A 14,075-nucleotide genomic window follows, 5' to 3' on the forward strand; every position below is an offset into this window, starting at 1 on the left:
AACCAGTGCCTTCGGGGCGGCTATCATATAATTCTTTTGCTGCACCTAAAGTGATTGAAAAACTCAACCCTATTAATAATCCCTCTCTATGTCCGTAATTTTGATGATCTGCATAAGCATTGGCTCCTGCAGCAGTAGCCATAGAAAAAAGGAAATGCTGAGCTTTATCTTTACCTCGCCAATTATCATTAGCAAAATGAAATGATTGGCAGCCGGTTAAAAGCGAGCTTGAAAATAAAATAATTAAATAGGCAGATTTAAGTTTTAGTTTCATAAAAATGAAATTTTTTTATAGATAAATAAAGAATAATTAATGAATTTATTAAGTATAGAAGAGGATAATTAAAAATAAAAAAAACCTTACTTAAAAGTAAGGTCTAAGATAAAGTCTGTTAGATGATAAAATTAAAGAATGCGGCTAATTAATCTGTCTACACGAATACGACGTAAGCGCTTAATCAATTTTTTTATTTTAATTGGATAAAGTTTAATACTTTCTAGATCTTGATAATGTTTCACAATAACCGTGTGTTCACGAATACAGGCTAATTCCTTATGGCGTTGTTCATGTAATTCATGGTTTGGATCATGAATTAATACGGCATTCTCTAAATCTAATCCCCATGCACGAGGGTTAAGATTATTGCCAGTAATTAATTGCCATGTATCATCAACCCACATACCTTTTAAGTGATAGGTATTATCGCTATCCTTCCAAAGGCGAACGGTTAATTGGTTGTTATCTACAAATCGTTGAAAACGAGAAGTAAATTTACGTAGATTCATTTCATAAAGATAAGGTAATGCACCAATAATTTTAAATGGTTCTTCTGGCGGAATATAAAAATCATTTGCTGTTTTATCACCAATAATAATTTCTACTTGTTTGCCATTTCTTAATAAATGACTAATTTGACGAACAAGAATTGCGGGTAAATTAAAATAAGGAGTACAAATAACTAATTTTTCTTCTGTGATCGCCATAAGGTGGGAAATAGTCTTATTAAGAAGATTCTTTTTACCTAACCCCATCAAAGGTGTGACCGCTAATTCATTGTTAGAAGCATTGCCTTTAATATCGTAACCATCACGTATGCGCAGATTAAATCGAAATTGTCGTATATGATTTTTGATCTCTGCACAGCGGACTCTATCTTTAATATCGAGTCGTTGGATAGCATCAGATTGTAATAAATCCGTAATAACAAATTGCTTCATTGTTGCTGCAAGTTCAGCATTATGAATAATGTGATACCGGTCATAACGATATTTATCGAGTTTATGCAAGTAGACATTATTGATACTTGCACCACTATAAATAACTGTATCGTCGAAAATAAAGCCTTTTAGGTGTAATACACCTAATGCTTCTCGTGTATTCACCGGAATACCATAAATAGGAACTTCTACGCCAGGGTGTTGTTGTGCGACCTGGTAGTACCAATCTGCGTTGGTGGCATCTGAAGCGACACCAATACGTCCACGTTGTGCTCGATGCCAATCAACAATAACAGTAATGGATAATTCAGGTCGTTGTTGTTTGGCAGCATAAAGCGCAGCAAGGATCTCTTCGCCTGCTTCATCATGTTCTAAATAAAGAGCAGTAATAAAGATTTCTTTCTCTGCTTGAGCAATATATTTCAATAAGGTGCTGCGAAACGCGGACGTCTGATAAAGCGTTTCAACATCAGCAACTGACTGAGCTAATTTAGGCAGTTGTGCAAGGTGTTGTTGATGCTTTGCAAGTTTTAATTTAGACAACATCACAGTGCTTATTTCTCTTGTTTATGATGGCAGATGGAGCCACCGTCCGTAATTAAATTTTCTTAAACCGATCTGTCGATCATAACATTAGTTATATGGTATGTACGCATAAAATCATCATATCTTGCTAATTTCTCAAAGGATACGTGAACTATCACACACGGAAACTTTAGTCGATGATAATAACATTAGGTCGCTTTTAATGGTTCAAGAAGCAAGTCAAGATTAACAATTCCTTCATCGAATTGTACCTCAACAGAAAAGCCTAGTTTTTTGGCTAAACTGATCATATTTCGATTTTCAGGCATAGTAATTGCTGTTAAACGTTTAATACCATGTGTTCTAGTATAGTTGATAAGTTTCAGCATAAGCTGATGACCAAGTGTATTTCCTTTTAAATCGGAACGAACCAATATGGCAAATTCAGCTTGTTGATTATCAGGATCAGCCATTGCTCGAGCAACGCCGATGATTTCTGGTTGACTATCAGAATGTCGTATTGCCACAAAAGCCATTTCTCGGTCGTAATCAATTTGCGTCATATTTGCTAGATCGTCATGAGTAAATTCACTTATTTCACTAAAGTAACGATAATAAAGATCTTCTTTTGTGACTTGGTTGATGAAAATTTTTAATAAAGGCTCATCCTCAGGCAAGATTGGGCGAATAAAACAAGGATTGTTATCCCTTAATAAAAAAGTTTCTTCGAGTTCATTAGGATAAGGGCGAATAGATAAACGTTGATGAGGATCGCCGCTCAATGGTGCTAACTCCATTGCAACATCTAATAAGGTAAAATCATTACCAGAAACTAATAATGGATGAATATCTAGCCGAATTATTTGAGGGCAGTCTAATAATAGATGTGAAACTTGAACTAAAAAGTGGCTTAAACTCAAAATATTTAATGGCTGCAAAGCGCTTCTTGGTTGTATTTTTCCACTCTTAATCGCATTAATCACTAAATATCGCGCAAGTGCCATATTCAGTGGTGGTAATGCGACAGCGGCCTTGGTTTCAATTTGCCATTCAACACCACCTTCGCCCAATAAAATAAGAGGGCCGAAGATAGGGTCTTGTTCGATAGCTACTCGTAACTCTTGAGAGCCTGCACGATTAGCCATGCTTTGTACTAATAAGCCTTGAATTTGAGCTTGAGGATAATGTTCACTTACTCGCTCAATAATCGCATGAGCTGCGGATTCGACTTCTATTTTATCCCTTAAATAAAGCATGACCCCTTGGACTTCTGATTTATGAGGAATGTCAGATGAGCGTAGCTTCAATGCAACGGGATAACCGATTTTTTCGGCAATACTAACAGCTTCTTGTGCATTATGGGCAATCCATGTTGGTAATGTATTGAAACCATAGGCTTCCATAATAGGCTGCACTTGGTGTGTATCAAGCCGATATTGTTTTTTTTCTAGAGCTTCTTCAATACAGCGATGTGCTTGCTGTGTATTCATTTTGACATCTAAAGGTAAAGCTGGCGTTTCTTTGAGTTGTTTCTGATTTCGGCGATATTCCACCATATGCATAAATGCAGTTACGGCACCTTCTGGCGTACGATAAGTCGGAATACCAGCGTCACTAAACAATTTACGTGATTGCTGAGAAGAATATTCTCCCCCCCAGTTAGTAAAAATAGTTAACCATTTTCTTCTAGGATGTTTTGCAATTGTTTCGATAACCTTTTGTGCCGTTTCAATACTCGGTGCTATCGCACTAGGAGTATGAATTAGCAGTAATGCATCATGATCATGACTATCTAACAAGCAGTTAAGGGCGGCGATATAGCAGCCTACTGTTGTATCATCACCCAAATTAAGTGGGTTACGAATAGTATTTTTTTCTAGCACCACTTTTTGTAGTTGCTGTTGCGTTTCTTCAGATAGTTGTGCCAGTTTACCCGATTGTAAAAATAGCTCATCAACCGCCATTGCCGCAGGTGCTGAGCCATTACTCATAATCATTAATCTTTCGCCTTTTAAAGGCGTCATATAACTAAGCGTTTCGACAGCAGAAAACATTTCATGGGTATCTTGTACTCGCAGTAATCCCGCACGTTGAAAAGCCGCGTCATAAGCAACATCATAACTTGGTGTATCGCCTAATAAGAGCTGCGCTCTTTGGGTTCGCCCGCTTTTTATCACCAAAATAGGTTTATTGCGAGAAGCACTACGGGATGCCGACATAAAGCGTCTCGCGTCATGAATATGTTCTAAATGTAATAATATGGCGCTTGTTTTACTGTCTCTAGCTAAAAAATCAAGTAGATCATCCACTTGAATATCTTGGTTATCACCTAATGCGATAAAATAAGAAAATCCAATATTACGATAATAGGCCCAATCTAAAATCGTGTTGGCAACGGCTGCTGATTGTGAAATAAAAGCCAACTTCCCTTTTTTCACCGGAAGAGGGGAGAAACTGGCATTTAAACCTTGCCACGGTGCCAATAATCCTAAGCTATTAGGACCAAGCAAACGAATATGATATTGCTGACAAATCAGCTTCATTGGTTGAAATTGTTCAGGTTGTGCTGAAAGAACAATGACTGCTTTACAGCCAGACTGACCAAGTTGTTCAAGTAATTCAAGGTTTCGATGATGATGAGTACAAATAATCGCTAAATCAGGAATTTGGGGTAATTTATCGATAGATGGATAAGTGAAAACACCAGAAACTGAGCCTCGAGAAGGATTAACCGGAAACACAGGGCCATTAAATCCACCACTCAGCAGGTTTTTCATCATGGTTGTACCTGCGCGGCCTATTTTATCGGAGGCACCAATAACAGCGATTGATTTTGGGCGTAATAGTGCTTCAAGACCTCTTTGGCTCATATCAACTCCTGAACGTTGCAATAATCATTTATTCAATGTAGCTGATTTGTTCTTCTTTTGCTGGGTGTCTGTCTGGTTTTCCACGTAAATATTGTTGACGAAAGTAGGCAAAATGAGAAAACAGCTGTTGTGCAGCTTGGTTGTCATTCATACTTTCTAAAATAGAGGCGGCAACTTCAGCGGTACAGTGTTGATCTTCTCTTGCCGCTTGGCGAAGAACATACTCACTTTTTGTTGCTTCATTAATAGAAAATAACGGTAATGAATCAAGGTAAGGGCTTTTGCGAAACATTTTTCGTGCTTCTGCCCATGTGCCATCCAGCATGATAAAAAGTGGTGGTTTGCTATTTTCTGGTACTTGGTTATAAACCATACGATCACTAGGTGCATAACTTTCGGGAAAAACAACGTAAGCTTGGCGTAATGGATCGTTAATTGCATCTAACAACGCTTTTTCAGGATTAGTGCGTGACCATAAAAAAGCCTGAGTGTCTGGTAATACATCGGCAATTAATTTACCTGTATTACTGGGTTTCATTACCTCAGTATCATACATCATTAAACAAAAACGGCTTCTGGCTGTTTGAGCGACAATGGTTTCACATAAACACAGTTTTTCTGGTAATAAACAAAAGGAGCAACGTATTACACGAAAGCCTCTCGCTTTAAAAGGGCGAGTTGAAATAGATAATCGATATTGACGAAGTCGAGACACTGCATTGTCACGCATAACAGAGAGACCAAAATCGTAAAAAAGAAGCGAATGTTATCACGATAGAAAGAAACAGACCACGGAGTGTCTTTTTATAAACAAATTATTAGTGAAAAAGCATTAAATTGAAGATAAACCTGATGAGAAGAAAGTCAGAAAATTTTATTTTCAGCAAGGTTTAATTTGCTATGCCCTATTTTTATAGCTTGTTTTTTATAAGAAAATTAGCATTTATCGCTTACCGATAAAAATGATGAAATTGATTATTGTTTGATTATGATTAGTTTATCTATTCCTGTGCGTGATTCTCTCGGTGACAGTTGCTAAACTATCAGGTAATCTGCGCCCCTATTGCAGTTGGAGAGACAAATGAACGATTCCTATCAAGGTAAAAACGGCAAAGTAAAAGTGATGTACGTCCGTAGTGAAGACGATGCCGATAATAAACCTAAAAAACCATCCCGCCGTCCTGAAAATGGTCGTGGTGATAGCCGTGATACCAAACGCGGTGATAACCGTGACGATAAAAATCGTGATAATAGACGTGGTGATAACCGCGACGATAAAAATCGCGATAACAGACGTGGTGATAACCAATTTTCTCGTCGTGATGACCGTGGTGCAGGTAAGCCTTCAGGGCGTGGCACATCACGTAATGAGACCAAACCCGCTCGTGATGATGAAGGTGGTCGCTTTTCACCTTGGAAAACAGTTTCTCGCCCTGCTGGTGAAGAGGCAATTAAAGAGCACGATGGTATTACCGGTAAGAGCCAAATTGATCCTGAACAGTTGCGTCGCCAGCGTTTAGAAGAAACCCGTATTTATGGGGAAAATGCTTGTCAGGCTATGTTTAAAAACCGTCCTGATGCAATAGTTCGTGCATGGTTCTTACAAGATGTAACACCACGTTTTCGTGACGCATTAAAATGGATGGCGGCCAACCGTAAAGCCTACCACGTTGTTGAAGAAGAAGAGATGGTAAAAGCCGCTCGCACAGACCATCACGGTGGTGTCTGCTTCCTTATCAAAAAACGTGCAGGCCATGATGCCCAAACATATTTGAATGATGCACCTGAAAAAGATTGTGTATTAGCACTTGAAGATGTGGGTAACCCACATAATGTTGGTGCAATTATGCGTAGTTGTGCACACTTTGGTATTAAAGGCGTGATTTCTCCTGATTCAGCAGTATTAGAGTCTGGTGCCGCTGTACGTACTGCTGAAGGTGGTGCGGAATATATTCAAGGTATTGATGCGGATAACTTTACTCAAACTTTAGACCAATTCAGAAAAGCAGGTTATACGTTAGTAACAACTTCTAGCCATAAAGGCAGTGTGCCATTAGCTAAAGCTCAGTTACCTGCAAAAATGGTATTGATTTTAGGCCAAGAGAAAGATGGTTTAAGCGAAAGTACTTTAAATCAAGGTGATATGAGTATTTATATCGGTGGCACAGGACATGTTGAAAGTCTGAATGTTTCTGTGGCTTCAGGTGTATTACTTGCAGAATGGTGGCGTCAACACCAGAATTAATTGCAACTTATTGTTTAAGTTATGATAAAAAACCCCGTTTAAAACGGGGTTTTTGTTATCTGTAATCGAATATTTTTACGATGTATTAAGAAAAATTATTTTCCTGGTGAGAAGGGCGGTCTGGCAAACCAAACAACCACCATCATGATAAGGAAGATACCCGCGGCTAACCAAAAAATCTCATTAGCTGAAAGAATAAGTCCTTGTTCTGTGATGGTTTTAGCAAGGTATGCTGAGGTTTGTTCATTAGAAAGACCTAACTCACTCATTTGCTGATAAACCATTTGTGAATCTGGATCAAAAGGATTGATTTTTTCCACAAAAGTTTCGTGGTGTAGTGATTCTCTTTGCGTCCAAATAGTGGTCGTTAATGAAGCACCTATCGCACCCGCTAGTGTTCTTAAAAAATTCGATAAACTGGATGCCGAAGCCATTTTCTCTGGCGGCAATCCTGATAATGTCATGGTGGTCAATGGCATAAAGAAACAAGCAACCGCTAAGCCTTGCCAAAACTGAGGCCAGGCTACAGTTGCAAAATCCATTCCTGGCTCGAAAGTGTAAGCTCGCCAGTAAAAACAAACTGCAAACATCACAAAGCTAAAGCTAATGATATAGCGTAGGTCAACTTTGCCACCAAATTTACCAATCAGAGGTGTGATAATTAAAGGTAACAAACCTACTGATGCCGAAGCCAGTCCTGCCCAAGTTGCGGTATAACCAAAAACTTCTTGTAAGAGTAGCGGAAGTAGAACGATAGTCCCAAAGTAAATCATATACGCGAGACTTAGCGTGACACACCCAATGGTAAAGTTACGACTTTTAAATAAAGAGAGGTCGATAACAGGGTGGTCATCAGTGAGTTCCCAAACAATTAAGAAGCTTAATGCCACGACAGCAACAATAGTGAGTATGATAATTTCAGTTGAATTAAACCAATCTAGCTCTTTGCCCTGATCAAGCATTATCTGTAGCGCACCAATACCCACAACTAATAATACTAAGCCAATAGTATCAATGGGTTTGATTTCTGTTTTTGTTTCTCGCCCTTTTAATGTGTTTGAAATACACATAATGATCAACACACCAAACGGAACGTTAATAAAGAAAATCCATCCCCAATGATAGTTATCACTAATATATCCACCCAAAATTGGGCCTAAAATAGGGGCGACAACGATAGTCACTGACCATAAAGCCAATGCCATATTACGTTTTGCTGGTGGATAGTTATTTAATAATAAACTTTGTGATAATGGGATAAGTGGGCCTGCAACCAATCCTTGAAGAACACGAAAGAAAATAAGCATTTCCAAACTTTGTGAAATACCACAAAGCCAGGATGTTAATGCAAAAAGCGCCGTTGACCACATAAATAGTCGAACTTCGCCTATACGTTTTGCAAGCCATCCAGTAATTGGAATAGAAATTGCGTTAGCAACACCAAATGAGGTAATGACCCAAGTGCCTTGAGAGTTTGAGGCACCAAGGTTTCCTGCGATAGTTGGTATCGCTACGTTAGCGATAGTAGAATCAAGAACTTGCATAAAGGTTGCCAACGCTAATGCGATGGTCATTATGGCAAGTTTTCCTCCTTGTAATGGCTGTTTAATCACCTTTACACCTCGCCTTTATTATCCAGCATTTTGTTCAATGATTTCATTGATCAATTTATTTATTGCTGACATATCAATAGTAAGGGCGTCAGTATGATAAGCAGGAGCTTGGCGTTCGCTTTGTGATAGAACTTTGCCATCAAGGTTAATGGTATCAACGGTTACTTCTGTTGAAAGCCCAATACGCAAAGGTTTATCTGCGATTTCTTTTGTATCAAGAGCGATACGAACAGGTAAACGTTGTACAACCTTTATCCAGTTACCGCTGGCATTTTGTGCTGGTAATAAGGAAAATGCGCTGCCTGTTCCCATATCTAGCCCCTGCACTGTGCCATGATAAATCACTTTTTTACCATAAAAATCAGTGGTGATCTTAGCAGGCTGACCAATACGCATATTGGCAAGTTGTGTTTCTTTAAAGTTGGCATCAATCCACATTCCTGTTGCTGGAACCACGGCCATTAAAGGTTTTCCAGGAGAAACTTGTGCGCCAACTTGTACACTACGGCGTGAGATATAACCCTCTGTTGGGCTAAGAATTTTAGTTCTCTCTAATGCTAACCATGCATTGCGTACATCTGTTGCTGCTTGTAAAACAGGAGGTTGCTGAGCTATTGGCGTATTTAAGATAATTGCTTGATTCGCATTATATTGTTCTTTAGCAACATCTAAAGCCGCTCTTGCTGTCGATACGGCTTCTCTGGCATGTTGAAGTTCTTCCTTACCAATTACATTGCGTTCGCCTAATACTTCACGGCGTCGTAGGTCATTTTGTAATTTTGTGAGTTCGGTTTCACGTAAAACAATATTAGCTTTTAATTGGCGACCATTAATTATTTGTTGATGCATTTGACGAACGCTATTTGCTAATGCCGTTTTTGCTTTTTCCAAGGCGAGTTCTTCATCACGAGGATCTAACTGTACGAGTGGCTCACCTGCTTTTACATAATCGGTGTTATCAACATAAACGGTTACCACTGAACCTGAAATTTGTGGCATAACCATAATTTGATTACCAGTAACATATGCATTGTCGGTTGTTTCGTGATGTCTTAATACGGTAAACCAATAAGCTGTATAAGCAGCACCGGCAACAACAAATAAGAAGGTAAGTAGCAATAAAACATTTCGGCGAGTTCGTTTTTTATTGCGAATGGGGGCCTGAGGGGGGGTATTTTCCTCATTAACACTCATTTAGAAGATCTCCATAGAAACCAGAAAAACATCATCAGATATGTTTCCAGTATTGACACTGGAAACATAGGTATAAGGTTAATCTTAGAATAATTATTAGCGTGAGGAGCAGATTATAATGGCTAATGAGTAAGTATGTTTGCCGATTTATGGCGTAAATAGGATTAGATCAATAAAACTATTTATTCCGTTGCTTATTCACAGCCTTTTTCAGCTAAGGTATCGAGTTGTAACAGCAGTTTACGCATCAATGATTCTAGTTCTTTTTGTTCATGAGAGTCTAGAACTGACCAGATTTTTTTCAGACATTGATGTTGCGGCGGTAACAAGCTGTTTAAAAACTCTTCACCTGCGTCGGTAAGATGAAGATGTAAACAACGACGGTCATTGTGACTTTCGCGACGTTCTATCCAACCTTGTTTTTCTAACTCATCAGCGATACGAGTAGCATTTGTTCTAGAAGAACCTAATGCTGCACTAAGCTCTGAAGGCTGTATGCTGCGGTTTTCTGTTGTATCTAAAATCATTAGTGCCATAAATAGCGTCTCGTTGATACCTTGAGACTTCAACATATTATTACGACTTTCAAGAAGTTTGCTTTGTACGTGCATAGAAAGGCGAGTTAACAAAATTTCTTGATAAGGAATATCCTTGTTAAGCGATTTCTGTTGTGTAGCGCGAGTGTTTAGTAATTCTTCTGTTGGCGTAAATGAGCTTTCCATTTTTAGACACCTTGTTAGTTTCGAAAATTAGGATAACTGCTGTTATCAACATGTTAAATGGTATATTAAACACACAATTTAGCAATTTTTATTATTTATAGGCACTCTATTTTTTTGATTATGCTACCTGATTCATAAATTTTATGAATGATAACACAAAAAAATGGATCGGTGCTTATCTCTTTGCAATAAGTTAACAAAATCAATTTATCACTTATTCGACAATGAATAATAGTCTATTTGTGAAAGAATGGATCGTTTTTTACGATAATACACGTAATAAACTTATTCCATTATGTAATAGTTACATTGATTACATTAGCATTAAGAAATTATATTTTTAATAGTTTATGGGCAAGATTGATATAATTTTCTTAATAAAGAATGAATTGATGATATACATCAATAGTAATCACGCTGTTAAAACATTCATGTTTTATTCTGATTGGCGAGGAAGTAGAGGAATAAAATAACCATCCTTGGTAAGAATAATTATTTAGTCTGAATAATTGGATCATTTTTATAACCTAATAACCAGACAATCAGTCCTAAGACACCGATAACTAAACCTGCTATAGAAACACCAATCCATCCATATTGATGATAAGCATATCCTGATAATAACGAGCCTAAAGCACCACCAATAAAGTAGCTGGTCATGTAAGCCGCGGTTAACCGGTTTCTGGCATCAGGTAAAATACGATAGATAGTACTTTGATTGGTAACGTGTACACCCTGAACAGCTAAATCTAGCAGAATAACGCCAATAATAAAGCTTACGACACCAATCCAGTGGAAATAAGGAGCAATAATAATAAAGCACCATGAGATAAACAAAATGATTAGCCCAACGGTTGTTGTTATTTTTCCTTTTCCTTTATCAACCCATCCACCCGCTTTGCTCGCCATTAATGCGCCAGCAGCACCAATTAGGCCAAATAACCCAATGACGGCATCTGAATAATTAAATGGATTTGATGACAATAAAAATGCCATTGATGTCCACAATAAACCAAAGTGTGCAAAAATAAGTGCGCCAATTAATGAGCGTGTTCTTAATACTGGTGTTGTGGCAAATAGTTTAAAAATAGAGCCTAACAGTTGAAAATAATTGAGTTCAGTTTGGCTTTTATAGGTTGGTAAGCAGCGCCATAAAGTGATCGCTAAAATAGCCAAACATACACTGGCAACCCAGAAAATTCCTTGCCAATTAGTAATGGATGCCATTAATCCTGAAACGGTTCTTGCGAGTAAAATACCAAGCAATAAACCACTCATAATAGTACCAACAGCTTTCCCTCTTTGATGAGGCGCGGCAAGCGTTGCTGCAAAAGGAACCAGTATCTGAGCGACAACGGAAAACATACCTGATAATGCTGTACCAAGTAGCATTATCCAAATATTAGAAGCCATTGCGGTGACTAATAGGCCACTAGCGGAAATTAATGTCATGGTAATAATTAGCGAGCGACGTTCAAAAATATCGCCAAGAGGAACTAAAAGTATTAACCCAATGGCGTAGCTTAATTGCGCTGTTGTAACAATAAAACCTGCCATCGTGGCTGAAATATCAAAATAAGTCGCGATAGAATCGAGAAGAGGTTGAGCATAGTAGTTACTGGCAACAACCATACCTGTAGCAACCGCCATTAAAAGAATAAGTCCCTTACTGAGGGAAGTTTGAGGTACTGTTTTTTCCATAATATTCAAAGCTAATATTTAATAATGTGAATGATAGTAGCATGAGTTATTTTTTTGCGGAAAGAAATACTATGACAGATATGTTCAATTAATTTGAAATGTTAAAAGGTATCTTGGTGATGTTATGCATTGTTTTATCTAGCAAATAGGACTATTTAATTATCACTCAATCGTTACTTTTAAAAGAGTAGTGTCAGTAAAAACCATCCCCATTGAATTAAAATACCTATCAATGAAAGAGTAAATAGACGTTTGGTGCCTAGCCAACGTGCTTTCATGGTGATTTTTTTAGGGCGTGCAGGAAAAAACAGTTGTAAGCCTTCATCAAAACTTTCGTCGTCACGATAGCGATAAAGAGTACGGAAAAAACAGCTATCTAACCACAAACGAAAGAGATGATATTGGGTGAATAAAAATAATAAAGAAGCAACCAAAAGACTAAATTTACTGATAATGGCCAACGTTAAAAAAAGAAAGAAGCCTATATAAGGAAGCAGTGATAAAAACAGTAAATAACGCCAGCTTTGGGTTAATGTAATGATGGTTTCACCGCTGGTTTTTGTTGTTAGCATATTAGACTCGCTGTTGATTCTGTTGATTCTGTTGATTCTGTTGATTTTTGAGATAGTTGTTATACCAAATCTGTAGTGCTTGTTGTGTTTCTTGGTTCAAAATTACTTGAGGGCGAGCATCGTAAACCTGTTTGAGTGCTTCAGTTAAATCTTGTGCTTGACGACTATATACCAGCCAAGCAACCACTACGGTTGCGCTACGGGAATAGCCTAATTTGCAATGAATATAAACAGTGCCTTGTTGAATAAGTTTTTCCATTGATAACATTGCATTGCTAATATCATTTGGCGATAAAGGCAATAAATCGATTTGAGGCTGGGCTAAATAAAATTGTTTTTTACTAAATTGATTTCTTGGCCATTCACAGGTTAAATCAAAAACAGCTTGTGCTTTTAAGTGATAAAGAGGGCGTCCACCCAATAGAATATTTTCTGTTATTTGGCTCGGTGTGCGGCAGTGTTTTAAATAATAGCGATAAGTACACCAAGCAAAAAAACGATAAGGTAACAGGATTATTTGTGCCGAAAGTGATACTTCGCCTTGTGACGTTTTTTGAAAAATAGTCGCGCCAGCACCTAAATAACCAAGTGTAATAAAAGTCAGTGTGATTGCCGGCCAAATAAATAACCAAAAAATACCTTGTAGTCCTACTGCGATAATATAGAAAAACAGAGCAGATAAAGCGTAGTTTTTAGCAATACGTAAACTGCGTTTGCTTGCGCTAAATTGCCATTGCCAGCGAGTTTTTATGGGGAATAAATAACAGACCAATACCCCTACAGCAAATCCCGTAATAATATCAATAAAATGATGTTGCCAAGTGGTGAGTACAGATACCGCAATTAATAGTGACCATAAATTTAGCACCCAATGCCATGATGGTGGTGTATGTGCTCTAAAGCGTAACCATATTATCCACAATAAAATAATATGTAGCGAAGGAGCTTGATTATAAGGCAAATCGAAACCTTCAAGTTGAGTAAATAACCAACCAGAAAACCCATCTGTTACAGGGCGAGTAAAACTAAATTTTAGTGGAAATAATAAAAAACCACTACAGGCAATAAAAGAGGCGGCTATCAGACGAATACCATGAATAAATTGTTCTCTTAGTGTTGTGCAAATAAACAGTGATATACCATAAGCTAGATTAACGCTCCAATAAGGGATAATTGTCCAAGGTAAAAAGGGGATATATTTTTCCCAAGAATAAACAAAAGAAGAGACACTTGATAAGGTTGAAGTATAGGCATTTACTTGCATATAAGTTAAATAGAAAAAAGGCGCAAGGAAGAGTAGCCACAAAATACCAGTAAGCCAGATCCTTTTTTTATTTGATGATATAGGCGTGTGAGTGTATCCACTCATCATAAAATTCCTTTCTTCAATTTAGCGACTAATATCGCCATATGAT

The 14,075-nt window shown here is 37.7% G+C and carries 11 protein-coding genes; 1 reads left to right on the forward strand and 10 read right to left on the reverse strand.

Going from position 1 to position 14,075, the window contains the following annotated elements; translation table 11 throughout:
• From M997_RS06325 to M997_RS06340, 4 genes are all read right to left on the reverse strand, one after another.
• Positions 1 to 274: YfiM family protein (locus M997_RS06325; RefSeq protein WP_064719269.1), on the reverse strand; the 274-nt coding region annotated here is incomplete at its 3' end.
• A 131-nt stretch (positions 275 to 405) separates the two neighbouring features.
• Positions 406 to 1,764 carry a CDP-diacylglycerol--serine O-phosphatidyltransferase gene (gene pssA, locus M997_RS06330; RefSeq protein WP_064719270.1) on the reverse strand — a complete coding sequence of 453 codons (1,359 nt, stop codon included), beginning with the start codon at positions 1,762 to 1,764 and terminating at the stop codon, positions 406 to 408.
• A 188-nt stretch (positions 1,765 to 1,952) separates the two neighbouring features.
• Positions 1,953 to 4,613 carry a bifunctional acetate--CoA ligase family protein/GNAT family N-acetyltransferase gene (locus M997_RS06335; protein ID WP_064719271.1) on the reverse strand — a complete coding sequence of 887 codons (2,661 nt, stop codon included), beginning with the start codon at positions 4,611 to 4,613 and terminating at the stop codon, positions 1,953 to 1,955.
• A gap of 28 nt (positions 4,614 to 4,641) precedes the next feature.
• A complete protein-coding gene (locus M997_RS06340) occupies positions 4,642 to 5,343 on the reverse strand; it encodes a tRNA-uridine aminocarboxypropyltransferase (RefSeq protein ID WP_064719272.1) in 702 nt (233 codons plus the stop codon).
• A 351-nt stretch (positions 5,344 to 5,694) separates the two neighbouring features.
• Between M997_RS06340 and M997_RS06345 the strand changes: the two genes are divergently transcribed.
• Positions 5,695 to 6,858, forward strand: coding sequence for a tRNA/rRNA methyltransferase (locus M997_RS06345; RefSeq protein WP_064719273.1), 1,164 nt, complete (start codon positions 5,695 to 5,697; stop codon positions 6,856 to 6,858).
• Positions 6,859 to 6,953: 95 nt separating this feature from the next.
• Here M997_RS06345 and emrB read toward each other — a convergent pair whose 3' ends face one another.
• From emrB to M997_RS06375, 6 genes are all read right to left on the reverse strand, one after another.
• On the reverse strand, positions 6,954 to 8,432 hold the full coding sequence (gene emrB, locus M997_RS06350) for a multidrug efflux MFS transporter permease subunit EmrB (protein ID WP_420874847.1): 1,479 nt from the start codon (positions 8,430 to 8,432) through the stop codon (positions 6,954 to 6,956).
• A gap of 57 nt (positions 8,433 to 8,489) precedes the next feature.
• Positions 8,490 to 9,665, reverse strand: a complete 1,176-nt coding sequence (gene emrA, locus M997_RS06355; protein ID WP_064719275.1) for a multidrug efflux MFS transporter periplasmic adaptor subunit EmrA — start codon at positions 9,663 to 9,665, stop codon at positions 8,490 to 8,492.
• A 194-nt stretch (positions 9,666 to 9,859) separates the two neighbouring features.
• Positions 9,860 to 10,387, reverse strand: a complete 528-nt coding sequence (mprA, locus tag M997_RS06360; protein ID WP_064719276.1) for a transcriptional repressor MprA — start codon at positions 10,385 to 10,387, stop codon at positions 9,860 to 9,862.
• Between the two features lie 492 nt (positions 10,388 to 10,879).
• Positions 10,880 to 12,088 (reverse strand): MFS transporter, encoded by a 1,209-nt coding sequence (locus tag M997_RS06365; RefSeq protein ID WP_064719277.1) that lies wholly within the window; start codon positions 12,086 to 12,088, stop codon positions 10,880 to 10,882.
• Positions 12,089 to 12,267: 179 nt separating this feature from the next.
• The gene (locus M997_RS06370; protein ID WP_064719278.1) at positions 12,268 to 12,660 is read right to left on the reverse strand and encodes a hypothetical protein; all 393 of its coding nucleotides are present in this window, start codon (positions 12,658 to 12,660) and stop codon (positions 12,268 to 12,270) included.
• 1 nt (position 12,661) lies between these two features.
• Complete coding sequence (locus tag M997_RS06375) at positions 12,662 to 14,029, reverse strand: phosphatase PAP2/dual specificity phosphatase family protein (RefSeq protein ID WP_064719279.1); 1,368 nt, start codon at positions 14,027 to 14,029, stop codon at positions 12,662 to 12,664.
• Positions 14,030 to 14,075 lie beyond the last annotated feature (46 nt).

This window comes from Proteus hauseri ATCC 700826 (assembly GCF_001654965.1).
GTDB lineage: Bacteria > Pseudomonadota > Gammaproteobacteria > Enterobacterales > Enterobacteriaceae > Proteus > Proteus hauseri.